Annotated in this window: 25 protein-coding genes and 1 tRNA gene; 13 read left to right on the top strand and 13 right to left on the bottom strand. The window is 68.0% G+C overall.

The annotated features are described in order from the left end of the window. The first annotated feature begins 1 nt into the window (after position 1). The 4 genes from fsa (at position 2) to ACX9MO_RS11695 (ending at position 3,595) form a co-directional block, all read left to right on the top strand. Entirely contained in the window at positions 2 to 655 is a 654-nt protein-coding gene (gene fsa, locus ACX9MO_RS11710) for a fructose-6-phosphate aldolase (RefSeq protein ID WP_462211966.1), read from the top strand. Between the two features lie 557 nt (positions 656 to 1,212). Next, the gene (locus ACX9MO_RS11705; protein WP_222493364.1) at positions 1,213 to 1,923 is read left to right on the top strand and encodes a DUF484 family protein; all 711 of its coding nucleotides are present in this window, start codon (positions 1,213 to 1,215) and stop codon (positions 1,921 to 1,923) included. Further along, entirely contained in the window at positions 1,923 to 2,858 is a 936-nt protein-coding gene (locus tag ACX9MO_RS11700; protein ID WP_222493366.1) for a tyrosine recombinase XerC, read from the top strand. Before ACX9MO_RS11705 ends, ACX9MO_RS11700 begins: the two co-directional genes overlap by 1 nt. Positions 2,859 to 2,902: 44 nt before the next feature. Continuing rightward, positions 2,903 to 3,595 carry a CDP-alcohol phosphatidyltransferase family protein gene (locus tag ACX9MO_RS11695; RefSeq protein WP_222493720.1) on the top strand — a complete coding sequence of 231 codons (693 nt, stop codon included), beginning with the start codon at positions 2,903 to 2,905 and terminating at the stop codon, positions 3,593 to 3,595. A gap of 73 nt (positions 3,596 to 3,668) precedes the next feature. Here the strand turns inward: ACX9MO_RS11695 and ACX9MO_RS11690 are convergent, their stop codons facing one another. The 8 genes from ACX9MO_RS11690 to ACX9MO_RS11655 form a co-directional block, all read right to left on the bottom strand. Further along, the gene (locus tag ACX9MO_RS11690) at positions 3,669 to 4,406 is read right to left on the bottom strand and encodes an SDR family oxidoreductase (protein ID WP_462211965.1); all 738 of its coding nucleotides are present in this window, start codon (positions 4,404 to 4,406) and stop codon (positions 3,669 to 3,671) included. Further along, on the bottom strand, positions 4,403 to 5,719 hold the full coding sequence (locus ACX9MO_RS11685) for an FAD-binding oxidoreductase (RefSeq protein ID WP_462211964.1): 1,317 nt from the start codon (positions 5,717 to 5,719) through the stop codon (positions 4,403 to 4,405). Before ACX9MO_RS11685 ends, ACX9MO_RS11690 begins: the two co-directional genes overlap by 4 nt. Beyond that, positions 5,716 to 6,129, bottom strand: coding sequence for a GtrA family protein (locus ACX9MO_RS11680; RefSeq protein ID WP_222493372.1), 414 nt, complete (start codon positions 6,127 to 6,129; stop codon positions 5,716 to 5,718). The genes ACX9MO_RS11685 and ACX9MO_RS11680 overlap by 4 nt, the downstream gene beginning before the upstream one ends. Continuing rightward, the gene (locus ACX9MO_RS11675) at positions 6,126 to 7,604 is read right to left on the bottom strand and encodes a UbiA family prenyltransferase (RefSeq protein WP_462211963.1); all 1,479 of its coding nucleotides are present in this window, start codon (positions 7,602 to 7,604) and stop codon (positions 6,126 to 6,128) included. The genes ACX9MO_RS11680 and ACX9MO_RS11675 overlap by 4 nt, the downstream gene beginning before the upstream one ends. 148 nt (positions 7,605 to 7,752) lie before the next feature. Further along, positions 7,753 to 8,364: a (d)CMP kinase gene (locus ACX9MO_RS11670; RefSeq protein ID WP_222493723.1), complete on the bottom strand. Its 612-nt coding sequence runs from the start codon at positions 8,362 to 8,364 to the stop codon at positions 7,753 to 7,755. Positions 8,365 to 8,369: 5 nt separating this feature from the next. Continuing rightward, positions 8,370 to 8,909: a hypothetical protein gene (locus tag ACX9MO_RS11665; protein ID WP_462211962.1), complete on the bottom strand. Its 540-nt coding sequence runs from the start codon at positions 8,907 to 8,909 to the stop codon at positions 8,370 to 8,372. 3 nt (positions 8,910 to 8,912) lie between these two features. After that, positions 8,913 to 10,262: a 3-phosphoshikimate 1-carboxyvinyltransferase gene (gene aroA / locus ACX9MO_RS11660; RefSeq protein WP_222493376.1), complete on the bottom strand. Its 1,350-nt coding sequence runs from the start codon at positions 10,260 to 10,262 to the stop codon at positions 8,913 to 8,915. Positions 10,263 to 10,661: 399 nt separating this feature from the next. Beyond that, positions 10,662 to 12,983, bottom strand: a complete 2,322-nt coding sequence (locus ACX9MO_RS11655) for a DNA topoisomerase IV subunit A (RefSeq protein WP_462211961.1) — start codon at positions 12,981 to 12,983, stop codon at positions 10,662 to 10,664. 163 nt (positions 12,984 to 13,146) lie between these two features. On the opposite strand from ACX9MO_RS11655, the gene ACX9MO_RS11650 reads away from it, so the two are divergent. From ACX9MO_RS11650 to ACX9MO_RS11630, 5 genes are all read left to right on the top strand, one after another. Then, the gene (locus ACX9MO_RS11650) at positions 13,147 to 13,806 is read left to right on the top strand and encodes an SH3 domain-containing protein (protein WP_222493379.1); all 660 of its coding nucleotides are present in this window, start codon (positions 13,147 to 13,149) and stop codon (positions 13,804 to 13,806) included. Positions 13,807 to 14,011: 205 nt separating this feature from the next. Then, a complete protein-coding gene (locus ACX9MO_RS11645) occupies positions 14,012 to 14,839 on the top strand; it encodes an SDR family NAD(P)-dependent oxidoreductase (RefSeq protein ID WP_462211960.1) in 828 nt (275 codons plus the stop codon). A 93-nt stretch (positions 14,840 to 14,932) separates the two neighbouring features. Further along, positions 14,933 to 15,133: a twin transmembrane helix small protein gene (locus ACX9MO_RS11640; RefSeq protein ID WP_462211959.1), complete on the top strand. Its 201-nt coding sequence runs from the start codon at positions 14,933 to 14,935 to the stop codon at positions 15,131 to 15,133. Between the two features lie 4 nt (positions 15,134 to 15,137). Continuing rightward, entirely contained in the window at positions 15,138 to 15,710 is a 573-nt protein-coding gene (locus tag ACX9MO_RS11635; RefSeq protein ID WP_462211958.1) for a cob(I)yrinic acid a,c-diamide adenosyltransferase, read from the top strand. Between the two features lie 2 nt (positions 15,711 to 15,712). Then, a complete protein-coding gene (locus ACX9MO_RS11630; RefSeq protein ID WP_462211957.1) occupies positions 15,713 to 16,429 on the top strand; it encodes a hypothetical protein in 717 nt (238 codons plus the stop codon). On the opposite strand, the gene thpR is transcribed toward ACX9MO_RS11630, so the two are convergent. From thpR to ACX9MO_RS11615, 3 genes are read right to left on the bottom strand one after another with little or no spacing between them, the layout of a single operon-like run. After that, the gene (gene thpR / locus ACX9MO_RS11625) at positions 16,426 to 16,983 is read right to left on the bottom strand and encodes an RNA 2',3'-cyclic phosphodiesterase (RefSeq protein WP_462211956.1); all 558 of its coding nucleotides are present in this window, start codon (positions 16,981 to 16,983) and stop codon (positions 16,426 to 16,428) included. The two genes, ACX9MO_RS11630 and thpR, sit on opposite strands and share 4 nt — an antisense overlap. Beyond that, the gene (locus tag ACX9MO_RS11620) at positions 16,980 to 17,789 is read right to left on the bottom strand and encodes a hypothetical protein (protein ID WP_462211955.1); all 810 of its coding nucleotides are present in this window, start codon (positions 17,787 to 17,789) and stop codon (positions 16,980 to 16,982) included. Before ACX9MO_RS11620 ends, thpR begins: the two co-directional genes overlap by 4 nt. A 7-nt stretch (positions 17,790 to 17,796) precedes the next feature. Continuing rightward, the gene (locus ACX9MO_RS11615; RefSeq protein ID WP_222493393.1) at positions 17,797 to 18,783 is read right to left on the bottom strand and encodes a 2-hydroxyacid dehydrogenase; all 987 of its coding nucleotides are present in this window, start codon (positions 18,781 to 18,783) and stop codon (positions 17,797 to 17,799) included. Positions 18,784 to 19,059: 276 nt separating this feature from the next. Between ACX9MO_RS11615 and ACX9MO_RS11610 the strand changes: the two genes are divergently transcribed. The 3 genes from ACX9MO_RS11610 to ACX9MO_RS11600 all read left to right on the top strand — a co-directional run bounded on the left by ACX9MO_RS11610 (position 19,060) and on the right by ACX9MO_RS11600 (position 21,407). Then, complete coding sequence (locus ACX9MO_RS11610) at positions 19,060 to 19,602, top strand: SH3 domain-containing protein (protein ID WP_462214448.1); 543 nt, start codon at positions 19,060 to 19,062, stop codon at positions 19,600 to 19,602. A gap of 181 nt (positions 19,603 to 19,783) precedes the next feature. Further along, positions 19,784 to 21,190: a mechanosensitive ion channel domain-containing protein gene (locus tag ACX9MO_RS11605; protein WP_462211954.1), complete on the top strand. Its 1,407-nt coding sequence runs from the start codon at positions 19,784 to 19,786 to the stop codon at positions 21,188 to 21,190. A gap of 142 nt (positions 21,191 to 21,332) precedes the next feature. Continuing rightward, positions 21,333 to 21,407, top strand: a tRNA-Gln gene (locus ACX9MO_RS11600). A 546-nt stretch (positions 21,408 to 21,953) separates the two neighbouring features. On the opposite strand, the gene ACX9MO_RS11595 is transcribed toward ACX9MO_RS11600, so the two are convergent. Beyond that, entirely contained in the window at positions 21,954 to 24,308 is a 2,355-nt protein-coding gene (locus ACX9MO_RS11595) for a calcium-binding protein (protein WP_462211953.1), read from the bottom strand. Between the two features lie 55 nt (positions 24,309 to 24,363). Then, positions 24,364 to 24,699: a hypothetical protein gene (locus ACX9MO_RS11590; RefSeq protein ID WP_462211952.1), complete on the bottom strand. Its 336-nt coding sequence runs from the start codon at positions 24,697 to 24,699 to the stop codon at positions 24,364 to 24,366. A 355-nt stretch (positions 24,700 to 25,054) separates the two neighbouring features. Here ACX9MO_RS11590 and ACX9MO_RS11585 point away from each other — a divergent pair, with 355 nt between their 5' ends. Next, on the top strand, positions 25,055 to 26,041 hold the full coding sequence (locus ACX9MO_RS11585) for a TRAP transporter substrate-binding protein (RefSeq protein WP_222493397.1): 987 nt from the start codon (positions 25,055 to 25,057) through the stop codon (positions 26,039 to 26,041).

Here is a 26,041-nt window from a genome sequence, read left to right as displayed (position 1 = left end):
CATGAAATTCTTTGTCGATACCGCGGATGTGGATGCGATCCGTGAACTGAACGATCTGGGCATGGTGGACGGTGTGACCACCAACCCCTCGCTGATCCTGAAATCGGGGCGCGACATCCTCGAGGTGACCAAGGAGATCTGCGGCATCGTGGACGGCCCGGTCAGCGCCGAGGTCGTGGCACTGGAGGCGGACGCGATGATCGCCGAGGGCCGCAAGCTGGCCGAGATCGCGGAAAACATCACCGTGAAGGTGCCGCTGACCTGGGCCGGTCTGAAGACCTGCAAGGTGCTCTCGGACGAGGGCCGGATGGTCAACGTGACGCTGTGCTTCTCGGCCAACCAGGCGCTGCTGGCGGCCAAGGCGGGCGCGACCTTCATCTCGCCCTTCATCGGGCGGCTGGATGACATCAACCTCGACGGCATGGACCTGATCCAGGACATCCGCACGATCTACGACAACTTCGGCTTCGAGACGCAGATCCTCGCGGCCTCGATCCGGACCGTGAACCACGTGACGCAAAGCGCGCTGATCGGTGCCGACGTGATCACCGCGCCGCCCTCCGTGATCAAGTCGCTGGCCAGCCACCCGCTGACCGACAAGGGTCTCGACGCCTTCATGAAGGACTGGGCGAAGACCGGTCAGTCGATCCTGTAAGACGGGTCGACTTGAGGTTTGAAGGGCCGCACCTTGGGTGCGGCCCTTTTTCGTTGGGTCGCTCACGGGGCTGAGGACCAAGGGTGTGCTTTAGATAAGTCTGGTCTGGCTCCGGCTTGCCCAGATGTATTGCGCCACGCCCAATCCTGCCGCGGAATCAAACCCCACCGGCTTTAGCAAAGGGCAGCGCCGTCCCGCGGGGTGGCGCGAAAGCGCCGCCCCAGGGGGGCGGGTCGGCGCTGCCCGGCCTCTCGGCCGGGCGGGATACTTCGAGGGGACCGAGCAAGGGCGCTTTGTCGAGAGCCTCGTTGTTTCGACAGGGCCAGAGACATGGATATGCCGATTGACCGGCGGGTGGGCGGACTGATCGTCGAAATGGTCTCGCAGCGCAGGCCGCCTTGGGTGCCGCCCCTCCCCTATCCAGACATCAACCCCTCCGCCAACGCGTGACTCCTTCGCACCACCCATGGGCGCATTTCCGCCCTTCCGGTCCAGAAAAGGGAAGCATTGACGGAATCGCTCTGCTATTCTTCAGAAAAAGACGAAACGAGCGGTCCATGAGCAGCAGCCAACCCAAGATCGAAGACGAATTGCGCGCGAAGATCATCGCGGAGCCCGATGTCATTCTCGATGATCAGGACGTCATGCGCGCCCTCGTCGCCGCCAATGAAAAGGCCATGGGCGGCAATATCATCGACCTGCGCGGCATCGCCATGGAGCGGCTCGAGGCGCGGCTCGACCGGCTGGAGGACACCCACCGCTCGGTCATCGCGGCGGCTTACGAGAACCTCGCCGGCACCAACCAGGTTCACCGCGCCCTGCTGCGCATGCTGGACCCGATGGAATTCGAGACCTTCCTGCGCGGCCTCGGCGGCGAAGTGGCCGAGATCCTCGGCGTCGACCAGATCCACCTCGTGCTGGAAAGCGTGCAGACCGACGACGATCCGGTGGTGAACCGGCTCGGCAACGTGCTGCGCGTGGTGCAGGTCGGCTTCGTGGGCGATTACATCGAGGGCGGGCGCAATGTCCCCGCCCGTCAGGTCACCCTGCGCCAGATCCAGGCCGGCAACCCCGAGATCTACGGCGACATGGCCGATTTCGTGCGCTCCGAGGCCTGCCTGCGGCTCGACTTCGGGCGCGGCCGCCTGCCGGGCATGCTGGTCATGGGCTCCGAGGACCCGCACCAGTTCACGCCGCAGCAGGGGACGGACCTGCTTTCCTTCTTCGCCGGTGTCTTCGAACGGACCATGCGCCGCTGGCTGAACTGATGGCGCTGATCTCGCCCGCCGCCCGTGACGCGCTGCAAGGCTGGATCGATGCGGAGCGCGCGCTGAAGGGCGCGGCCGAGAACACGATCACCGCCTATCAGCGCGACGTGGCGGAGTTCCTCGCCTTCATGGGGGATCACAAGGGCGCTGCACAGGGCATCGGCCCGCTGATGCAGGTGACCGTCTCGGACATGCGCAGCTGGATGGCCTTCACCCGGGGCCATGGCATCGGCGCGCGCTCGATGGCGCGCAAGCTCTCCTCGGTCAAGACCTTCTACCGCTACCTCGCGGAGCGCGAGGACTTCGATCCGACCGCCGTGCTGTCGGCCCGCGCCCCGAAGTACCAGCGCAAGCTGCCCCGCCCCCTGCCCGAGGACGCCGCCCGCGACATGATCGAGACGGTCGGCATGCAAAGCGAGGACCGCTGGATCTCGGCCCGCGACATGGCGGTGGTGACGCTGCTCTACGGATGCGGGCTGCGGATCTCCGAGGCGCTTTCGCTCACCGGGGACGTGCTGCCGCTGGGGCGCAGCCTGCGGATCACCGGCAAGGGCGGCAAGGAGCGGATCGTGCCCCTGCTGGCGGCCGCCCGCGAGGCGGTGGACCACTACGTGACGCTCTGCCCCTTCCCGGCGGAGCCCGGCCAGCCGCTCTTTCGCGGCACCCGCGGCGGGGCGCTGAACCCGCGGGCGATCCAGAAGGCGATGGAACGGTCGCGGGCGCAACTGGGCCTGCCCGCCTCGGCCACGCCGCACGCCATGCGCCACAGCTTTGCCACCCACCTGCTGAACGCGGGCGGAGACCTGCGTGCGATCCAGGAATTGCTGGGCCATGCCAGCCTCTCGACCACGCAGGCCTATACCGGCGTGGACGCCGCGCGGCTGATGGAGGTCTACCGCGCCGCCCACCCGCGCGCCCAATCGCAGGACAGCTGATCACGGGCGTTGCAACGTGCGGCATGATGCTTCATGACGAGCAGATGACATTGCATGCCAAAGCCCTCTCCGTCCATCTTCTCACTGCAACCGGCGCCGTCTTTGCCATGCTGGCCATGCTGGCCGCCGTGGACGGGAAATGGTCGCTCATGTTCCTGTGGCTGGTCGTCGCCTTCTTCGTCGACGGGATCGACGGGCCGCTGGCACGCAAGTACGACGTCAAGAAGAACGCGGCCACCTTCGATGGGGTGCTGCTGGACCTGATCATCGACTACCTGACCTATGTCTTTATCCCGGCCTTCGCGCTCTTCAAGAGCGACCTGCTGCCGGGCTGGACGGGCTGGATCGCGATCATCGTCATCACCTTCGCCTCGGCCATGTATTTCGCGGACACGCGGATGAAGACCAAGGACAACTCCTTCTCGGGCTTCCCGGGCTGCTGGAACATGCTGGTGCTGGTACTCTTTGCCTGGGCGCCGAACTTCTGGGTGATCCTCAGCATCGTGACGGTGCTGGCGGTGGCGATGTTCCTGCCGCTGAAGTTCATCCACCCGGTGCGTACCGCCCGTTGGCGCAAGCTCTCGCTGCCGATCGCGCTGATCTGGACCTTCTTTGCTGGCTGGGCCGCATGGGTCGACTTCCACCCCGAAAGCTGGGCCCACTACGGGCTGCTGCTGACGTCGATCTACCTGCTCTTTGCCGGGATCGCGCAGCAGATCATCCCCGAGCGGCGCTGACCGAGGGGTCGGATCTGAGTATTTCGGGAAAGATGAAGGAGGGGGCTGCGGCCCCCTTTGTCGTCTCGCGGGTTCAGATCGACATCTTCTTGAACAGCGCCTCGGGGATGGCGCGGATCACCGCCATGACGAGGCGCCAGACCGGCTTGACGTAGACCACGTCGCGCTGCTTGGCGACGGCGGTGAAGATCGCCTGCCCGAGCGCATCGGGCGTGGCGGTCAGCGCGGGCGGCAGGTCCATGCCCTCGGTCATCCGGGTCGCCACGAAGCCGGGCTTCACCGTCACCACGTGGACGCCCTTGCCGGTCATCCGGTTGCGCAGCCCCGAGAGGTAGGCCGTGAACCCCGCCTTGGCGCTGCCGTAGATGTAGTTCGACGCCCGCCCCCGGTCGCCCGCGACGGAGGAGATGCCGACGATCGTGCTGGTGCCCGATCCCTCCATCCGGTTGGCGGCATGGGCCAGAAGGCTGGCGGGACCCTCGAAATTCGCGCGCATCACAGCGGTGGCGGAGGCGACATCGGCCTCGTCCCTTGCCTGATCGCCGAGCGCGCCCACGGCGCAGACGACCACCTGCGGAAAGGGGCTGAGCCTGTCGTAGAAGGCGGCGTGGCTGTCGAGGTCGGTGGCGTCCATCTCGTGACAGGTCGCGGCGACCCCGTGGCGCAGGGCTATGTCCTTGGCCTCGGCCTCCAGCGTCGTGGCGTCGCGGGCGGCCAGTTGCACGTCCCAGCCCGCGGCCGCGAAGGCGCGGGCCGTGGCCAGCCCGATGTCGGACCGCCCGCCGAGGACGAGGAGGGTTCCGTTGCTCATATGCCGATCCTTTCCGACTGCCCGGAGGCGAAGCGATAGCGCGGCCCGGTCTCGCGCATCTCGACGAAGGCGCCGACCCGCGGGTCGCTGGCGCGCAATGTATCCGACCGCAGCCGGCTGTCCTTGGCGAGGTAGAACCGCCCGCCGTGATCCACGGTGATCGCGTCCAGCCGCTCCAGCAGCTGCAGCGCCTTGGGCGAGATGGGGAAGTCGAGCGCCAGCGTGTAGCCCTCCATCGGGAAGGAGAAGCGGCTTTCCTGCGCGCCCAGCCGTTTCAGCACCGCGAGGAAGGAGCCCTGCCCCGAGGCGGAGATCGCCTTGAGCAGTGCCTCCAGCCCCGGCCGGGCGGTCGCCAGCGGCAGCACGCACTGGAACTGCGCGAAACCGGGACGGCCGTAGATGCGGTTCCACTCGGCAATGGTGTCGAGCGGGTAGAAGTAGCTGTCCCAGTCCACGAGGCTCTCGCCCGCATTGCGCAGGCCCGCCCGCCAATAGAGCGCGTTGAAGGCCTTGAGCGTGAAGCGGTTGAGCGCAAAGGCGGGCGCATCCATCGGCACCTTCAGCCGCCGCCGGCGCGGAATGTCGAAGGGGGCTGCGCTCTGTGCCTCTGTCAGGTCCTCTGGCGTGGCGTGATCGCCCAGCATGACCAGCGACCGGCCCAGGCTGGCCCCCTGCCCCAGGCAGTCGAACCACGCCACCGCATAGGTGCCGGTGTCGCGCTCGAAGACCTCCATCGCGGTGGCGAGATCGGGGGCGGGCACCATCTGCTGGCGGATCCAGCCGGTGGAGACCGGGCGCAGCCGCAGGCCCGCCCGCAGGATCACCCCGGTCAGCCCCATGCCGCCGACGGTCCATTCGAAAAGGTCATCGCCCGGCTCGGCGCGCACCACGCTGCCGTCCTGCTGCATCACCTCGACCCAGTCGAGACAGCTGCGGAAGGCCCCGTCGCGGCGGTGGTTCTTGCCGTGCACATCCGCCGCGATGGCCCCGCCGAGGGTGACGAACTTGGTGCCCGGCGTGACCCACGGAAACCAGCCGCGCGGCAGGAAGGCCTCGATCAGGTCGGCCAGCAGGACGCCGGCCTCCGCCGCCACCTGCCCGGTCTCGGGATCGAAGGCGAGGAGACGGTTGAAATGGCGCATCTCGATCGTGCCGCGGCTCTGGGTGGCGGCATCGCCATAGGCGCGCCCGTTGCCCCGCGCGATCACCGGGCCGGTGGCGATGGCGGCGCGCAGGGCGGCCTCGTCCCGGGGGGCGGTCACCGCGCAGTCGACGCGGGGGAAGCGGCCCCAGCCGGAGAGTTCGCGCCTCATGCCAGCCTCCGGTCGGGGGTGAAGACATAGGCCCGGTCGAGCCGGTATTTCACCACGTAGCCGATGGCGAGACCGAGGATCGCCCCCGCCTCCCGCGCTGTGTCGGTCGCGAAGAGGTACCAGAAGAGGCTTTCCAACCCCCAGAAGATCGCCGTCGTGGCGACGCCCATGAGGGTGTAGAGCGAGAACCGTTTCGAATGCGCCGCCAGCCCCGTAGCGCGGTCGACGAAGATGTAGCGCTTGTCGAGGGCGTATTTCACCACCAGCCCGACGCCGGTGCCGGTGACCAGCGCCGCCCAGTAGCCCCAGGGCCCGGTCAGCCCCAGCACCACGCGCTGCGCGGCAAGGTTCGCCAGCGTCGCCAGCACCGCGAAGGCGGCATAGACCGCGACCAGCCGCAGCCCGCTCACAACTGTGCCCCGGCGATGAAGAAGACGAGGCAGGCAAGGAAGGAGACCTGGCTCACCCGGTCGGTGGCGGCGAAGACGACCGGATCGTCATGCATCCGCCCCCGGTGCGTCAGCATCACCATGCGGCTGATCCAGTAGAGCAACACCGCGCAGATGCCCCAGAGCGCCTGCGGCGCGGGGTAGAGCGCGGTGACATTGGGCGCGTTGACGTAGAGCGTCATCACCAGCACCGCCACGTAGCCCGAGGCGAGCGCCATCATGGTCACGATCTCGAGGTCGCCCACCTCGTATCCGCGGCCCGCCGCCTTCTCGCCGCCCGCCATCAGCGTGTCGCGCAGCTCTGCCTGACGTTTCACCGCGGCGAGGGAGAAGAAGAAGAAGGTCGAGAAGGCCAGCAGCCAGACCGAGAGCGGAATGTCCGCCGCCGCCCCGCCCGCGACGATGCGCAGGGTATAGAGCCCGGCCAGCACGCAGATGTCGATCACCGCGCGCCGCTTGAGCCACATGGAATAGGCCATGGTGGTGACGAAATAGACCAGCATCACCGCGAGGAAGAGCGGGCCCAGCAGCAGCGCGATCAGAAGGGCCGCGCCGAAGAGCGCGGGCATCAGCGCCATGCCCCGGCGCAGCGGCAGATCGCCCGAGGCGAAGGGTCTGCGGCGCTTGCGCGGATGCGCCCGGTCGGCGGAGAGGTCGAGCAGGTCGTTCAGCACGTAGACGCCCGAGGCGGTCAGGCTGAAGCAGGCGAAAGCCAGCAGCGTCTGCGTCAGCGTCGTGAGGGACAGCGCATGGGACGCCAGCAACGGCAGGAAGATCAGCACGTTCTTCAGCCACTGGTGCGGGCGCATCGCCTTCAGCGCCAGACGCGCGCCGGGCTGCGGCGGGTCGATGTGGTGCACGGGCCCGCCCTGCGTGACGACGCGCGCCCGCAGGCCCGGATCGGCGCCGACGGTCACCGCTTCGCGCGCACCCGCCCAGACCGGCAGGTCCGCCGGCGCATCGCCGATGTAATCATAGGCCCCTGCCCCAAAATGATCCGCGAGGAAGGCCGCCTTGGCCGGGCCCTTGAGATTGTTGGTGCCGTCCGAACCATGGACCTCGTCGAAGAGGCCGAGGTGATCGGCAATGGCCTGCGCCACCTGCGCATCCGCCGCCGTCACCAGCGCCGTGCGCCCGCCCGCCGCCCGATGCGCGCGCAGACGCTCCAGCACCGGCTCCACGTAGGGCAAGGTGGCGGGGTCGATGTCGACGCGACCGGCGAGATAGGCCTTGAGCGCGGCGCGGCCCCGCGCCAGCGCCCCGATCGCCCCGAAGAAACTGCGCCAGTCGACCGAGAGCGCGGCCCAGAAGGTCTCGTCCAGCATGTCGGAGCGGATCAGCGTGCCGTCCAGATCGCATACCAAAACCACCGGCGGAATCCCTTCCGCCGCGCGGGTCTCCTCCACGGGAGACATCGCGGGTGTCGTCGCGCTCATGTCCGGCTCCTGCTCTCGCCATGCGGGCCCGGTCTATGTGCCGATTGTGGCCCTGCCTTGACAGGATAGACGAGCCCGCCGGGTCAAACAACGAAAACGGGCCCCGAAAGGCCCGTTTTGCTTTCCTTTTTCAGCACTTTCGCCGGGATCAGCCGCGGCGGGCGGCGATCAGGCGCAGGGCCTCGGCCACGGCGGCCTCAATCTCCATCTCGGAAGTGTCGAGCACGACGGCATCCTCGGCGGGCCGCAGCGGGGCCGTGTCACGCGCGCTGTCGCGGGCATCCCGCTCGCGCAGGTCGGCCAGCACCTCCTCCTCGGTCACCGCGTGGCCGCCCGCGATCAACTCGCGGTAGCGGCGCCCGGCGCGGACCGCGTCGGAGGCGGTGACGAACAGCTTCACCTCGGCCTCGGGGCAGATCACCGTGCCGATGTCGCGCCCGTCCAGAACGGCCCCGCCCGCACGGCGGGCAAAGGCGCGCTGGAAATCCACCAGCGCCGCGCGCACCTCGGGGATCGAGGCCACGCGCGAGGCGGCCTGTGCCACGGCGGGGGTCCGCAGGTCGGTCGCGGCGAGGTCCTCGGCGGTCAGCTTCTCCGCTGCCTCCAGCGGGGCCTCCCCCAGCGTGACGCGCTTGCCGGTGGCGCGGTAGAGCAGCCCGGTGTCCAGATGCGCCACGCCGAGGCGCTCTGCCACGGCCTTGGAGATCGTGCCCTTGCCCGCGGCAGCAGGCCCGTCGATGGCGATGGTGAAAGGGGTCAGGTCGGTCACGATTGTCTCCACTTGTCGAAGGCCTCTCCCGCCGACATCAGCGCGCCGGGCAGGAGCGCCAGCGCCGTCAGCAGGTAGAGCACCAGCTTGATCCGCGTCAGCACCGAGGCCGGGCCCACAATGCCGGAGCTCAGCTCCGCCGGGCCCATCTCCAGCATATGCGCCAGCGCGGCATTCTCGAGGTAATCCGCCCCCACCGCCGCGATGGCAAGGCAGATCACCGCGCGGCGGACCGGGCGGGCATAGAAGGCCCGTGCCGCGAGCGCCGCCGCGGTAAAGATGGCCGCTGGCAGGAACAGGTCCAGCGTCAGCTGCACGTTGCGGTAGAAGGAAATGCCCTCGGGCCCGAGGGCCCGAAGGTAGATCCGCGCATCCGCGGTGTCATAGCGCCCGAGGCGCATGTCGAAGGGGCGCAGCGTGACGCCCTCCACCACCGGCGAGAGATGCGGCACCGTCCAGAAGACATTGGCCGCCGCGAGCAGCGCCAGCACCACCAGCGCCTCTCCGAGGAAGCGGATGCGGTTCCAGCGCAGCAAGTCTCAGCCCGCGGTGTCGATCTTGGCGCCCAGCTGGGTCATCAGCGGGCCGAAGATCGGGAAGGAGGTGGCGATCGCCGTGCCGTCATCCACCGTGACCGGGGCCTTGGAGGCCATGCCGAGGCAGAGGAAGGACATGGCGATGCGGTGGTCGAGGAAGGTCTCGCAGGTGGCACCGCCGGGGACGTTGCCCGCGCCCATGCCCTCGACGCTCCACCAGTCGGGGCCCTCCTTGACCTGCACACCGCAGGCGCGCAGGCCGCGGGCCATGGCGTCGATCCGGTCGCTTTCCTTGACCCGCAGTTCCTTGACGCCGGTCATCTCGGTCACGCCGGTGGCGCAGGCGGCCACGACGGAGAGGACGGGGTATTCGTCGATCATCGAGGCGGCGCGTTCGGGGGGCACCGAGATGCCCGTCATGTTCGGTGAGTAACGTGCGCGCAGGTCGGCGACGGGCTCGCCGCCCTCTTCGCGCGGGTTCTCGTAGGTCAGGTCTGCGCCCATGTCGCGCAGCGTCTCGAAGAGGCCGGCGCGGGTGGGGTTCAGCCCGATGTTGGGCACCAGCACGTCCGAGCCGGGCACGATCAGCGCGGCACAGACCGGGAAGGCGGCCGAGGAGGGATCGCGCGGCACGACGATGGTCTGGCCGGTCAGTTCCGGCTGGCCGGTGAGGGTGATGACGCGGCCTTCCTCGGTCACCTCGGTGGTGATCTCGGCGCCGAAGCCCGCCAGCATCCGCTCGGTATGGTCGCGGGTGGCCTCCTTCTCGATCACCACGGTCTGGCCGGGGGCGTTCAGCGCCGCCAGCAGCACCGCGGATTTCACCTGCGCCGAGGGCACCGGCACCACGTAGCGCACCGGCATCGGATCGGCCGCGCCCTGGATCGTCATCGGCAGCCGCCCGCCCGAGCGGCCCATGGCCTGCGCCCCGAAGAGCGCCAGCGGATCGGTCACCCGCGCCATGGGGCGCTTGTTGAGGCTGGCGTCCCCGGTGAAGGTGGCCGTCACCGGCGAGGTCGCCATGGCGCCCATGATCAGCCGCACCCCGGTGCCGGAATTGCCGCAGTCGATCACATGGTCGGGCTCGGCAAAGCCGCCGACGCCCACGCCCTGGATGATCCATTCGCCTGCCTCGGTGCGCTCGACCTGCGCGCCGAAGGCCTGCATCGCCTTGGCGGTGTCCAGAACGTCCTGCCCTTCCAGCAGGCCGGTCACCCGGGTCTCGCCCACCGAGAGCGCGCCGAGGATCAGCGAGCGGTGGCTGATGGACTTGTCGCCCGGCACATGGGCCTCGCCCGAAAGCGGGCCGGAGGCGTGCGAGGTCATCGGGATCTTGGGACCGTGGCCGGACATGGAAGGCGCCTTTCTGTCGTTCCGGGTGGTGATAGCGCAGCCTCGCCGGGCCGTCTACGCCGCTGTGGAGCGCCCGCCCCTGCCGGTCGCGCGGAAAAGTCTTCGCAAGACTTTTCACAAGAATTTTTCTTAAGATTCTTGGGCGCGGGCGGAGGGCGGGTGACCGGGTGGAGGGGCTGTCCGTTTTCTTCGAAGAAAACGGGGCGGAATTTTCGAAAATTCCGGGTCGGGGGGATCGGTTGTGACAGATCTCGGAGGGCGGTGCGGAGGAAAGGCGGCAGGGGGCTGTCTGCCCCCGGGCGCTGCGCGCCCTCCCCCGAGGATACTTCGGAACAGTGGATGGGCTGTGCCGGACAGCAGAAGGGGCCCCGTGGGGCCCCTTCCGGATCATCTGACCATTCAGTTGAACTTGTTGTCGCGCGGGAAGCCGCGGGGGGCCATGCGGCCCGAGGAGGCACGCTTGCCGGCCCATTCCGCGAGGTCGGTTTCCGTGCGGGTGCGGCCCGCGGGATCGTGCCAGCTGAGGCCGTCGGCCAGCGTGAAGGTCGTGGCGTCAGAGAGGCCGCCGTCGCGGTAGGCCTGCAGGCGCACGCCCTTGCCGCGGCCCATCTCGGGCAGTTCGGCGACGGGGAAGACCAGCACCTTGCGGTTCTCGCCGACACAGGCGACCGTGTCGCCCGAGACCGGCTTGCAGAGCAGCGCACGGACCTTGTCCTTCACGTTCAGCACCTGCTTGCCGGACCGGGTCTGGGCGATCACGTCCTCTTCCGGCACCACGAAGCCGTCCCCGGCGGTGGAGGCCACCAGCAGGCGGCGTCCCGGGACATGGGCGAACATGTCCACGATCTCGGCCTCGTTGGGCAGGTCGACCATCAGGCGCAGGGGCTCGCCCATGCCGCGGCCGCCGGGCAGGTTCGCCGCGGAGACCGTGTAGAAGCGCCCGTTGGAGCCGAAGACCAGCAGCCTGTCGGTCGTTTCGGCGTGGAAGGCGAAGCGTGGGCCGTCGCCGTCCTTGAACTTCATCTCCTGGTCGAGGGCGATATGGCCCTTCATGGCGCGGATCCAGCCCATCTGCGAGCAGACCACGGTGATCGGCTCGCGGTCGATCATCGCCTCCAGCGGGACCTCCTCGACCTCCACCGCCTCGGAGAGGACGGTGCGGCGCGCGCCGAGCGGCGTGTTACGGCCGAAGGTCTTCTTCACCTCGCGCATCTGGTCCGAGATCCGGGCCCATTGCACGTCCTCGTTTTCCAGCAGGTCCTCGAGGGTGGCGCGTTCGGCCATGAGCGCGTCGCGCTCGCGGATCAGCTCCATCTCCTCGAGACGGCGCAGCGACCGCAGGCGCATGTTGAGGATCGCCTCGGCCTGCACCTCGGTGAGGCCGTAGTCCTCCTCCGGCACCGAGCCGCCGGCGAGGGGCGAGACGTAATCCGCCTCGGAGGTGGCGCGGGCCACCTTGCGGTCCCAGTCCTCGGCCATCAGGGCGCGCTTGGGATCCTCGTCGTAGCGGATGATGTCGATCACCCGGTCGAGGTTCAGGAAGGCGATGATGAAGCCTTCCAGCACTTCGAGCCGGTGGTCGATCTTCTCCAGCCGGTGCTGCGAACGGCGCAGCAGCACGTCGCGGCGATGGTCGAGGAAGGCGCGCAGCACCTCCTTGAGCGAGCAGACCTTGGGCGTCAGCCCGTCGATCAGCACGTTCATGTTGAGCGAGAACTTCACCTCGAGGTCGGAGTTCCGGAACAGCATGGACATCAGGACCTCGGGGTCCACGGTCCGCGTGCGCGGTTCCAGCACCATGCGGATGTCGTCGGCGCTCTCGTCCCGGATGTCGGCGAGGATCGGGATCTTCTTGGTCTGGATCAGCTCGGCGATCTTCTCGATCAGCTTCGACTTCTGGACCTGGTAGGGGATCTCGGTGACGACGATCTGCCACTGGCCGCGACCGAGGTCCTCGACCTCCCACTTGGAGCGCAGCCGGAACGAGCCGCGCCCGGTGCGGTAGGCCTGTGCGATCGACTCGGGCGGCTCCACCAGCGTGCCGCCGGTGGGGAAGTCGGGCCCCGGAATGAAGTTCAGCAGCGTGTCGTCGCGCGCATCCGGCGTCTTGATCAGATGCAGGCAGGCATCGCAGAGCTCGGCGATGTTGTGCGGCGGGATGTTCGTGGCCATCCCCACGGCGATCCCGGAGGAGCCGTTCGCCAGCAGGTTCGGGAAGGCGGCGGGCAGCACCACCGGCTCTTCCAGCGTGCCGTCGTAGTTGCCGCGGAAGTCGACCGCGTTCTCGGTCAGGCCTTCCATCATCATCTCGGCCACGGCGGTCAGGCGGGCCTCGGTGTACCGGCTGGCCGCCGGGTTGTCGCCGTCGATGTTGCCGAAGTTGCCCTGCCCGTCCACCAGCGGATAGCGGACGTTGAAGTCCTGCGCGAGGCGCGCCATGGCGTCGTAGATCGCCGCGTCGCCGTGCGGGTGGTAGTTCCCCATCACGTCGCCGGAGATCTTGGAGGACTTCCGGAAGCGGCTCGTCGGACTGAGCCGAAGTTCGCGCATCGCGTAGAGAATCCGCCGATGCACCGGCTTGAGCCCGTCACGCGCGTCAGGCAGCGCCCTGTTCATGATCGTGGACAGGGCATAGGTCAGGTAGCGTTCCCCGATGGCCCGGCGCAGCGGCTCGGCCAAATCTCGGGGGCTCATGTTGGGGTCATCGACGGTATCGCTCATAGATAATGTGATACCTGTGCCTGTGAGAGTCGTAAAGCCGACAGATCACGCGCCGGTCACATGGGCAGTATTGCCGACTGCCCCCACGGACAGAATCGCGGTAGGATGGAACCTATTCAATTTCAAGTCGTTCTCCCCACAGCTGCCGCCACGGAGACACGTTATGTATAAATTCATTCTTGCCACGCTCTTCTTCCTGTCCTGGGCATTCTATGAGCTGAGCGGGGGCGAGGACTTCGTTCCCGGCGCCCAGCTGGCCGGCTCCGAGGTCTCCACCACGGCCCTACCGCAGGCTGAACCCCAGCCGTCTGGCGGCCTGATCGCCGCCGCGCAGGCCGCTGATTCCTCCGCCCAGGTGATGCCGGCCGTCGCCTCCGCGAACGAGGCGATGCTGGCCCCTGCCCCGGCCGTGATCAACCGCAGCGACGCCGCCAAGGCACCGACCAAGGTGCTGGCCGAGGTGATAGAGGCCCCCAAGCGCGACATTCTCACCAAGCTCGACCCCTCGGTCGCGGACCTGCCGCGGGCCACGGTGTCGGAGGTGGTCTTCAACGACATGGGCATCGGGTCTGCCCTGCGCCCCGAGGGCGAGGACGCCGCCGCGCAGCCTGCTGCCGCCGCCCGCGACATCCGCACCGTCAGCGGCAACCGCGTGAACCTGCGCATGGGCCCGGGCACCAACTACAATGTCCTGACCTCGCTGACCCGTGGCGACGAGGTCGAGGTGCTGCAACAGCCCGGCAACGGCTGGGTTAAGCTGAAGTCCGTGAAGGGCAACAGCATCGGCTGGATGGCCGAGTACCTCGTCAGCGCCGCGGACTGACACCCGCACAGAGCGCGTTCCGGTAGCGTGTTCCGGTTCTGGGCCCTGCCAAAAGGCTGGGCCTTTTTTCGATCCCTGCCCTGCCTGATCCGCTGCCGGCTCCCCTGCCCGATCCGCTGGCTGGACGCGGTTTCGCGCCACGCTTTGCGCCCCTACAAAGGCCCGCCCCATTGCCCCTGCGCCGCGCAGCGGGCATCACGGCGGCATGACACGTTCGATCCTGATCACCGGATGCTCCTCGGGCATCGGATATGATGCCGCCCATGGGCTCAAGGCCCGGGGCTGGCGCGTCTTCGCCTCCTGCCGCCGGGAGGAGGACTGCGCCCGCCTGCGCGCCGAGGGGCTGGAAAGCCCGCAGCTCGACTACGCCGACAGCGCCTCGATCGCCGCGGCCCTCGACACGGTGCTGGAGGCCACCGGCGGCACGCTGGATGCGCTCTACAACAACGGGGCCTTCGCCCTGCCGGGCGCCAACGAGGACCTGCCCCGCGACGGGTTGCGCAGCGTCTTCGAGGCCAACCTCTTCGGCCCGCACGAATTGACGACACGGGTGATCCCGGTGATGCGGCGGCAGGGCCATGGGCGGATCGTCAACTGCTCCTCCGTGCTGGGTCTGGTGACGGCGCCGTGGCGCTCGGCATATGTCTCATCGAAATTCGCGATGGAAGGGCTGACCGATACCCTGCGGGTCGAGATGCGCGACACGCCGATCAAGGTCATCCTGCTGGAGCCGGGGCCGATCACCTCGCGCATCCGGGCCAACTCGATCCCGCATTTCGAGAAGTGGATCGACTGGGAGGCCTCCCCCCGGGCCGAGCAATACCGCGCCAAGCTGCTGAAACGGCTCTATGAAGAGCGCGGGCCCGACCGGTTCGAACTGCCGGCCTCTGCCGTGACCGAGGTGCTGGCCCGCGCGCTGGAGGCGCCGCGCCCGAAGGCGCGGTACTACGTCACCTTCCCGACACACGCGATGGGAACGCTGCGCCGGCTGCTGCCGACGCGGGCGTTGGACTGGCTGCTCGCAAAGGGCTAGGGTGCGCCCATGGGAGGGCCTGCGCCGATCTGGCGGCTGTGCCTCCGCGCGTCTTCATGCGAAGGGGCGCAGACGTTCAACAGGGAGAGGCGCATGGCCCGGGACCCGCTTTTCATCCTTATCGTCATCGCGCTCGCGGTGGTGGTGGGCATTCTCTTCACCGGCATCGGCGGCTTCGTCACCGGCAAGAATGACGGGAAGAAATCCAACAAACTGATGCAGGCGCGGGTGATCGCGCAATTCGTGGCCGTGGCGGTGATCGTTCTCATCGTCTGGCTGCGCAGCAAGGGATAACGTTTTGGTCGTACTGAACAGGATCTACACCCGCGGCGGCGACGCCGGGGACACCGCGCTTGGCGATGGCAGCCGGGTGCCGAAACCCTCGGTCCGGGTCGAGGCCTATGGCACTGTGGACGAGACGAATGCCACCGTCGGCATGGCCCGCCTTCACGCCGAGGGTGAGATGGACAAGGCTCTGGAACGGATCTCGAACGACCTCTTCGATCTCGGCGCGGACCTCTGCCGCCCGAACATGGAGAAGGACGGCGAGGCGGAGTACACGCCCCTGCGCGCCGTCCAGAGCCAGGTCGACCGGCTGGAGGCCGAGATCGACGCGATGAACGCCAACCTCTCGCCGCTGCGCAGCTTCGTCCTGCCGGGGGGCTCGGCGCTGGCCGCGCATCTGCACCTGTGCCGGACCGTCTGCCGCCGGGCCGAACGCCTGACCGTGGCGCTGATGGCGGACGAGGGCTGCAATCCGGTGGCGGTGAAGTACCTCAACCGCCTGTCGGACTGGTTCTTCGTCGCCAGCCGCGTCGCCAATGACAACGGGGCGCAGGACGTGCTCTGGGTGCCCGGTGCGAACCGCTGAGGATGGCGGAACTCGACCTTGCCGACGAGGCGCTGCTGCGCGAGATGGAAATCCTCCGCGCGGAGCAGCGTGAACAGATCGCCTATGGCCGCTCCCTGCCCGTCCGCGCGACCACCGTCGCGGGCGTGGCACTTCCGGTCACCGTTGGGTTCGTCAGCGGCGCGGTAAAGAACAACACCACCGCCGGCGTGCCGCGGATGGTGACCGACGGGGCCACGACGCTGGAGCGGCTCTTCGGCGCGCTCGGCACCGCCGCGCCGCTGATCACCTTCATCACGCTGGCGGTGGCGCTGATCTGCCTGTCCTACCTCGTGATCTACTGCGGCAGCTTCAAGCAGACCTTCCTGCTGGCGCGCTACATGCGCGAACACCTCGCCCCGGCGATCAACCACCGGGCCGCGAGCGCGGGCAACGGCGCGCCCGATCTCTACCATTGGGAGGGCTGGCTGCTGGACCACCGCAACCGCCGCGACCGGGGCCGCCACGTGGGCGATGCCAACCTGATGGCAGAGCCGGTGATCATCGCGGCCATCGTGGCGACCTACCTTGCCGTGGCGGTTGTCGCCTCGTGGAGCGGCGGGTTCCTCGTGCCCTTCGTCTGCATCGTGGCCAGCCTCGCGGTGATCGGCGCGGCCTATTGCCTGATCCAGTGCCGCAACGTGGTGCGGGACGCCGCCTGCGCGGCACAGACCCCAAGGACCAAGGCGCCCAAGAGCTAGCCCCCGTCCAGTTCGTCCCCGTCCGGGTAACGGGCCAACACCTCGTGCACGGCCCGGTCCGACAGCCGGGTCGACTGCACGAAGGCCACGTGATCGACCACGAAGGGCGTGCCCCGGAAGGCCGCGTTGCGGGCGAGGAAAAGATCCAGCGCCATGGCCTCGTCCGGGCCCATCCGCTTGCGGAACCGCGCGGCGGTGACATGGGGCCGGAAGCGCCGCCGCTCGGTCTCGACGCCCGCACGGCGCACCGCGCCCGCCACCTGCCGCTGAAGGGCCGTCAGCGCGGCGCTCTCCCCCACCCCGGCCCAGAGAACGAAGGGGCTGTCGCCAAAGGTGCCGAAACTCTCCAGAGCCAGCGGAAAGGGATCAAAGGCAAGGCCCTCCATCTCCTCGTGGACCGCCTCGGCCGCGTCCTCGGTCTGGTCGCCGAGGAAGGAGAGAGTGATGTGGTAGGTCTCGGGCAGCATCAGCCGCCCGGCGCCGAGGTCACTCATCACGCGGTCCAGTTCGTCCTGCGCCGCCTCCGGCAGCTGAAGCGCGAGGAAGAGCCTCACGCCGCCCCGCCGAAGAGATGCTTCACCAGCCGCAGCACGGCAAGCAGTGCCAGCGAGGGCAGCACGATCATCCGCAGCAGGAAGATGCCGGTGATGGTCAGCGAGGCATCGAGCAGGTCATCGGCATTGTCCCAGAAGCTCTGCGCCGCGTTGGTGTAGGCGGTGATCGCCTCGCGCCAGCTGCGCTCCTCCGCCAGATCGGCGGTGCCGATCAGCTGCTCTGCCTCGCCGCCGATCCGCTCCAGCACCGCGTGGGACTGCGCCCAGGCCTCGGCGGTCAGGACCTCGCCACCCCAGATGCCCAGCACGAAGGCCAGCGGCACGCCGATCGCCATGGCAAAGCCCAAGCCCCCGCAGCCGCCACAGGCGCGCCGGAACGGCCCCGGCGCCCGGTGCCAGCCGCCCGTCGCCTCGCAGGTCGACCGCCCCAGCAGGCCAAGCGCCAGCAGCAGGAAGCCCACCGCCGCCACCGGCCCCATGGACATGGAGAGAACGCCCGTCAGCACCGCCACGGCAAAGACGAGGCCCGAGACCCGCTCGACCGTGTCATCCACCGGCTCCAGCCACTTCAGCGGCTGCACGTTGGCCGAGACCCCCAGCGTCGCGCCCACCTCGACCTCCTGTGCGAAGGAGAGCGCGGCATTGATCGCGCGCAGCGAGATATAGGTCGCGCCGCTGGCCACGGCGATGTCGCGCTGGAAGGCCTGCGCCTGCGTGGTCAGCGGGTTCACCTTGGGCGAGACGGCGAGGAAAAGACAAAGGGCCGCTGCAAGCAGCGACCCGAAGCCCGAGAAAAATCGGTTCATGATGCCTTCACAGGATACCGGGAACGACCTGATCCGGCGGGCGGTGGCCGTCGGCGAAGGTCTTGATGTTGATGATCACCTTCTCGCCCATCTCCATCCGCCCCTCGACGGTGGCCGAGCCCATGTGCGGCAGCAGGACGACGTTGGGCAGGGTCTTCAGCTCGGGGTTGGTGACCCGGCCGTTCTCGAAGACGTCGAGGCCCGCGCCCGCGATCTCACCGGCCAGAAGCATCCGGGTCAGGGCGTTCTGGTCGATCACCTCGCCGCGGGAGGTGTTCACGATCACCGCCTCGGGCTTCATCAGCTTGAGACGGCGGGCGTTCATCAGGTGGAAGGTCGAGGGCGTGTGCGGGCAATTGATCGACAGAACGTCCATCCGCGCGACCATCTGGTCGAGGCTCTCCCAGTAGGTCGCGGAGAGCGCGCGCTCTGTCTCTTCGCGCAGGCGGCGGCGGTTGTGGTAATGGACCTGCATCCCGAAGGCATTGGCGCGGCGCGCCACGGCCTGCCCGATGCGGCCCATCCCGAGGATGCCGATCCGGCGGCCCGCGATGCGCCCGCCCAGCATGGAGTTCGGCGACCAGCCCTCCCACTCGCCGCCCTGCATCAGGGCCAGTCCCTCGGGGATGCGGCGGGTGACGGCAAGCACAAGCGCCATGGTCATGTCGGCGGTGTCCTCGGTCACCACGCCGGGCGTGTAGGACACGAGGATGCCGCGCTGCCGGCAGGTGGCCACGTCGATGTGATCGACGCCCGCGCCGTAGTTGGCGATCAGCCGCAGGTTGGGCCCGGCCTGCGCCAGCAGACCGCTGTCGATCGTGTCACGCAGGTTCGGCACCAGCACGTCGGCGGTTTTCACTGCCTGCACAAGCTCTTCGCGGGTCATCGGACGATCCTCCGGACCCAGCTGCACGTCGAAGAGCTCCTTCATCCGGGCTTCGACACGCTCGGGCAAGCGTCGCGTAACGACAACACTCAGACGTTCAGATGGCATTCCGCCCCTCCCACAAGCTTCCAATCGGCGCACGTTACGGGCAAAGTGGCGCAGAACAGCACGGGGCACAAGAACCCCGGCAGAGGCAAAGCAAGATTATTTCGAGCAGGAAGAAGGACAGGCCGTCCCATGCGCTTCTCACGATCCGGCGCGCTTGCGCTTGGCATCGTCCTGTCGCTCTCCGGCGGCATGGGCGAGGCGAATACCGATGCCCCCGAGACCGCCCAGACGGCCCCCGCAACGGAGGCCGCGCCGCTCGACAGCATCCGCCCCCCGATGCGCCCGGCGGACCTGACCGGCCCCGATGCCGGCGAGCGGGGCGAGGACCTTGCACTGCGCGTCCCCGATCCGCAGCTGATCCCCGAGGCCGGCCCGCGCCATGACCAGCCCGAGCGCGGCCCGGTCACCAACTTGCCGATGCCGCGCTACGTCTCGATGAAGGCCAGCAAGGGCAATGCCCGCCGCGGCCCCTCGCGCACCCACAAGATCGACTGGGTCTATGTCCGCAAGGACCAGCCGCTCGAGATCACGGCGGAATTCGGCCACTGGCGCCGGGTCCGTGACCACGAGGGCCTCGGCGGCTGGGTGCATTACTCGCTGCTCTCCGGCGTGCGTACCGTGCTGGTGGAGGCCGACGAGATCCCGCTGCACAGCCGCGCCAACGACGGCGCCCCGCTGGTGGCCAAGCTGCAGCGCGGGGTGGTGGCCAAGCTGGGCGACTGCTCGCTCGAATGGTGCCGCCTGTCGGTTTCGGGCTACAAGGGCTGGGCCCACAAGGACGGGCTCTGGGGCGTGGACGCAGACGAGGTCCGCGACTGATCGCCTGAACGCGGTACCTGACCGGGGCGCCCGACCGAAGGGCCCGGAACCGGCGCTGCCGTCGACACGGCCTGCGACGAGGGCTTGACGCCCCCGCGCATCCGCAGTCCCGCCTATTGTCTGGCATCACAGCGCGTGCTTTCCTCGGGCCAGGTGATTTGAGCCCAAGGAATTGTCCCCCATGCCGATGCGCTTTCCGCATCCGCGGTGGCTGCCGTTGCTGGTCCTGCTGCTGCTTTGCCCCGCGCCGCCGCTTTCCGCGCAGGAGAGCGACCAGCCCTCCGGCACCATCACGGTCACCGACAGCGCTGACCAGGATGCCGCCATCGCCGTGCGCATCCGCGACATCCTGCACGAGCTGGAGAGCTATGACGACGTCACCGTGACCGTCAGTTCGGGCATCGTCACCCTGCGCGGCAGCGTGCTGGATGCGGCCGACCTAGCGCGGCTGAACGTTCTGGCGGCGCGGGTGGAGGGCGTGGTGGCGATCCGCAACGAGGTTATCGAGACGACGGACGTGATCCGCAGGCTCGACCCCGCGGTGCAGCGGATGCGCGACCGGGCGTGGCAGACCATCGCCTACCTGCCGCTGCTGGCGGTGGCGGCGCTGGCCTTCCTGCTGGTGCTCGGCGCGGGGCTGCTGCTGGCGCGGATGCGCCAGCCCTGGGACCGGATCGCGCCCAATGCCTTCATCGCGGACATCTATCGCCAGATCCTGCGCCTCGCCTTCACCATCGCGGGGATCGTCGTGGCGCTCGACATCCTCGGGGCGACGGCCCTGCTGTCGACCATCCTCGGCGCGGCGGGGATCATCGGGCTGGCGATCTCGTTTGCCGTGAAGGACACAGTCGAGAACTTCATCGCCTCGATCATGCTCTCCATGCGCCAGCCGTTCCGGCCCAACGACTCGGTGGAGATCAACGGCGACGAGGGCAAGGTCATCCGCCTGACCAGCCGGGCAACGATCCTGCTGTCCTACGACGGCAACCAGATCCGCATTCCCAACGCCACCGTCTTCAAGAGCCGGATCGTCAACTATTCCACCAACCTCGAACGGCGGTTCAGCTTCGACCTCGGCGTCGCACCGGAGACCGACCTCGCCCACGCCCGGGCCCTCGCGGAGGAGACGCTGGCCGCCCTGCCCTACACGCTGGCCACGCCCGCCCCCACGGCCTTTGTCCACGAGGCCGGCGACAGCACGGTCACCCTGCGGATGCAGGGCTGGGTCGACCAGACGCAGACCGGCCTGCTCGCCGCCCGCGGCGAGGCGATCCGCCAGCTGATGCTCGTTTTCGCGGCCGAGGGAATCGCCATGCCCGAACCCGGCTTCCGCCTGAGCGGCGCAGGCCTTGTCGTCCCCTCCGGCGCCCCGACCGAAGCCCCGCCCGGCGCACAGGCCGGCGCACAGTCCGGCACACGGGCAGAGCGCCTCCCGCCCCGCGACACGCCCCGCCCGGATGCGGTGCGCACCGCGGACATCCCGGACCTCGACGCCGGCACGGACCAGGCGCTGGAACGGATCGTGGAGCATGAACGGGCCGATGCGGCAGGCAAGAATCTCCTCACCCGCGACGCGCCCTCCGAGTGACGCAGGGGCCTTCCCCTGCGGCACGACGGTGGTGACCCGAGGGCACCCGACGCCCGGCGCAAAAATCGTCTCCGGCGGGTGATTTTTTTCCGGAATGGGGCTTGAACCGCCCGCAAGCTCAGAGTAATCAGCGCCCCACAGTTGGGGTGTAGCCAAGTGGTAAGGCAACTGTTTTTGGTACAGTGTACCGTAGGTTCGAATCCTACCACCCCAGCCATTTTTCCTTGAGAACTGAAAATCGACCGCGTCAGCGGTGCAGGGTTTTCGCACCGGGAACGGTCGTCCGCCTCATGTGAGCGGAAGAGTTCCACAGATGTATCGAACTCCGCGATCTTGGAGGTGACATGTGAGGGCCGCGGGACTTGGCAGCGCCTCGCAGGCACCCGAACCGAGATCACAGTCACCTGGCTGAGCGCGCGCCCAGGATCAGGGCGCGCCTCTCTCCTCAACGCCTCCGCCACGTCCCGCGAGACGTGCCTATCCCATCCAGTGCAGAGGCGGTGACCTCCGTGCCTGCGGCCTGTGAGAGCGCCCCTTCTGAACCCGCGTGCCAGATGAAGCACCGCCACGGTCACGGCGGCCGAGCGGGCCACTTTGGCCAGCGCTCCTCCGAAACCGACCCGGTTGGCCCACCAGTAGGGAGAGTGTCGTGGCCGCGGCACCGGGGCGCCGCATGTTCCCTTGCGCGCATGAGAAAGGGGCCGGAGAACTCTCCGGCCCCTTTCCTGTCGCCCCGCGTCGGAGGTCAGTCGCAGGACGTGCCTCAGACGAGGAGGTCGTACTCCGACCCGTTGATCATCACGTTCAGCGAAGTCAGGTCGGCGCCGTCCACCAGCGCAAAGAGGGTCTGGCCCGTGGTCAGGTCACTGACGAAGAGCTCGTCCGTGCCCGCGTCGCCTGCGCCCGAGTTGGCGAAGTTGACCCCGAGGTTGTCGACGGTCTGGCCCGCGGTGAAGAGCAGCACGTCCCCTTCCGAGGCGTCGTAATCGCCGATCCAGTCAGTGCCGTGGCCTTCGGCTCCCGCGTGGAAGAACCGATCCGCCCCGGCGCCGCCATACAACTCATCATGGCCGAAGCCACCGTTGATGAAGTCATCGCCGGTCCCGCCGAACAGGAAGTCGGCGAGGGCGCCGCCGCTGACGACATCATTGCCTTCGTTGCCAGCCAGCGTGTCGGACCCGGCCCCGCCGGAGATCATGTCGTTGCCGGAGCCACCCCAGGCGGCGTCGTTCCCGGCGCCCCCTTCGATGGTGTCATTCCCGGCACCGCCATAGAACATGTCCGCCGTGTCGCTGTCTCCGCCACCGCTGAACAGGAAGTCGTCACCGGTGCCGCCCATGATCGTGTCGGACCCGCCGCCACCGCCGATGTTGTCGTTGCCCGCATCGCCGAAGAGACGGTCGTTGCCGCCCGCGCCGCGCAGGATGTCGTTGCCGTCACCGCCATAGGCGACATCGGCCATCATGCCCGAGTTGGTGTTGCCAAGGCCCTGGTCACCATCGCCCCAGCTGCCGGTGTGGATTTCATCGTTGCCGGCACCGCCGAAGATCGTGTCAGAGCCATCGGCCATCTGGTCGAAGGTCTCGCCGGTGTGGGCCGAGACGCGGCTGTCGTCGTCCCCGGTGATCAGGTCATCGCCGTCACCGCCACGGATCAGGTCGTCGCCTGCGCCGCCCGCGCTGCCGTTGTCATAGTCTTCGATGGGCAGGGCCCCCGAAGCACCCCAGTCCGACCGGGTGGGCGTGTTCTCGTCACCGCTGCCGGCTTCGATCGTGTCATTGCCCATGCCACCCGAGACGAAGTCCATGCCGGCGTTGCCAAAGAGGCTGTCGTCGCCCATGCCACCGGCGATGGTGTCGTGGCCGCCGCCGCCGCCGATGTTGTCATTGCCCGCGTCGCCGGACAGCCAGTCGTTGCCGCCCGCACCCCGCAGGATGTCATCGCCGTCGCCGCCATAGGCGGTGTCGTCCATCATGCCGGTGTGGGTGTTGCCGAAGCCATCATCGCCATCGGCCCAGCTGCCGGTGTGGATTTCATCGTTGCCGGCACCGCCATAGATCGTGTCGGAGCCATCGGCGCCGGCATCGAAGGTCTCGCCCGTGACGGTGGAGACGCGGCTTTCGTCGTCGCCGGTGATGATGTCATCGCCTGCGCCACCGACCAGCATGTCGTTGCCCGCGCCACCGGCGTAGCCATTGTCATATTCGCTCAGCGGCAGGGCACCCGAGGCACCGCTGTCGGCACCGTTTTCCATGTTGGTGTCGTCACCGGCCATCACCGTGTCGTCACCCCAGCCGCCGTCGATGACATCCATGCCGCCGTTGCCAGTCAGCATGTCACGCCCGGCAAGGCCTGCGATCACGTCGTCACCGGCGCCACCTTCGATGACGTCGTCACCTTCGGTGCCCGAGACGTCGTTGCCGTCATCGCCCAGCATGACCTCCACGCCGAGGCTGGCCTGCATCGTGCCGAGCACCTCAAGCGCCTCGTCCAGGCGGGCGATCTCGATGCTGCCGGCTGCCGCGGGCAGGATCGGAACGAAACCATCCTGGCTGCCGTCGATTTCGCCGCCGGTGCCTTCACCGATCCCCGGCTGGACGTTCACGCCATGCAGGACGATCTCGCGCAGGGCCAGCGGCATGATGTCGGCACCGTCGTAGTCAGCGCCGGTCACCGGGCTGCCGAACAGGCTGGCATCGTTGACGTTGAAGCTGCGAATGTAGGTGAAGCTGCCGTCGGCCTCGGTGGTGGGCAGGCCGTCATCGGCCCCCATGGACAGCAGGACGTCGCCATAGCTCGGCACGCCTTCCAGCACTTCGACCATGCCGTCGCCGTCAGCGTCACTGGCAATGGTCGGCGCCATCGAATCGATCGGGTTGCCGTCCTCGTCAAAGAGGCCGTGGATGTGCTGGGGCACCGGCGCGCCGGCCTCCATGCCGGTCACACGCACCGCAACGGTGAGAAGCTGCGTGCCGTCCTCCTGCGGCTCGCCGAGCGCCAGCACGGCATTGCCGAGCACGCCCGAATTATTCAGGGCTGCAAAGTCGACCGTGTAGGTCGATGCGGCGCCCGAAAGCGACGCGCGAAACTCTTCAAAAGACTGTTCCAAATAGGCCACAACAATTTCCTCCGTTGGTTGCGTCCGAAGTCACGTAGCGTTAAAGGGTCGAGTTTCAGACGTCTCCGGTCACGACGGCGTGAGGACCGCGTGAGTAAAAAACATTCAATTTCAAAGGCTTGTTTACAGACTGTCCGTTTAAATCTGTAAGGTGCTGAATTTGAAACAATGTTTTGAAATGTATCTTTAAGTGCGGATTTCGTGAATAATTCCCAGAGGGCCAAACAGGAACTGAAAAAAATTTCGCCCAACAGCCGATTTTTTTCCGGCGCAGGTGAAACTCGCCCCCGATCCGCGCCGCCGCCTCGGTTTCAACGGGCACTTCGCGGCACCATTTCGGCGCATTTTTACCCGGCCCGCCTATTGCGGCGCGGGGCAGCGGCGCGGCCAATGGCGGTCGGCTGCTCGGCCCCGGCACCAGACATGGAGAACGGGCCGCCCGGTCGGACGGCCCCCGGTCCTGTCGCGAAAGGTCCGGCCCCGGACAGGCGGCAGGGCCGGAGCGACCGTGCGATCGCCCCTCGCCCGGTGGCAGCCATCCGCGCCAATGGCCCCCGCCGCCTGCGCAAGGTCGCGATTTCCCCGCCCTGCCTTGCAATTCCCCCTGTATCCATCCCATAAGCGCAACAAATCGCCACTCCGCCCGGCGTCTGAGAACCAAAAGCAACGGGAGGGAGCGGGTGCGCGATTGTTTGTTGCCCCGGGCGCTGCCCCATTGCGCCCCTCAGACCCGTTTGGGAGGATACATGACCTACTACGTGAAAGCGGCCGCCCTGGCCGCCCTGACGCTTGCCGGCTCGGCCCTGCCGCTGGCCGCCGAGATCAAGCCCGTGACCCTGCGCCTCGCGCATGTGGTGAACGAGCAGGACGCCTACCACGCTGCCGCCGTAAAGTTCCAGGAACTGGTCGGCGAAGCCTCCGACGGGGCGATCACCGTCGAGATCTTCCCCAACGCCACGCTGGGCGACGAGCGCACGCTGCTGGAAGGCATGCAGATCGGCACCGTGGACATGGGCCTGATCACCAACGGGCCGGTCTCCAACTTCCTCGAGGAGATGGCCGTCTTCGAACTGCCCTTCCTCTTCCCCTCCCCCGAGAAGGCCTATGAAGTCCTCGACGGCGAGATCGGCCAGGAACTGCTGGACCGGCTGTCGGAAGTGAACCTCAAGGGCCTCGCCTATGCCGAACGCGGCTTCCGCAACCTGACGAACTCCAAGAAGGCCGTGACGACGCCGGAGGACCTGAAGGGCCTGCGCATCCGCGTCATGGAAAACCCCGTCTACATCGACACCTTCCGCGAACTCGGCGCCGACGCCATCCCGATGGCCTGGACCGAAGCGCTGACCGCGATGCAGCAGGGCACCATCGACGGGCAGGAAAACCCGGTGAACGTGGTCTACTCCTTCAAGCTGAACGAGACCCAGACCAACATGACCCTGACGCGCCACACCTATGCGCCCGCGGTCTTCGTCATGGGCATGCCGAAGTGGGGCCAGCTCTCGGAAGAGGTGCAGCAGATCGTGACCGACGCCGCCCGCGAAGCGGCCCAGTACGAGCGTGACCTGAACGCCGAAGCCGCCGCCGAGCAGCTGACCGCGCTGAAGGACGCCGGCATGACCGTGGAAGAGAACCCCGACCTCTCCGCCTTCTCCGCCGCCATCGCTCCGGTCTACGAGAAGTACGGCGCCAAGTTCGGCGACTACCTGCCGCGCATCCAGGAGGCGCTGAAGTAA

This window comes from Pseudooceanicola profundus, from assembly GCF_054919315.1.
This window is presented reverse-complemented; position numbering and strand designations above follow the sequence as displayed.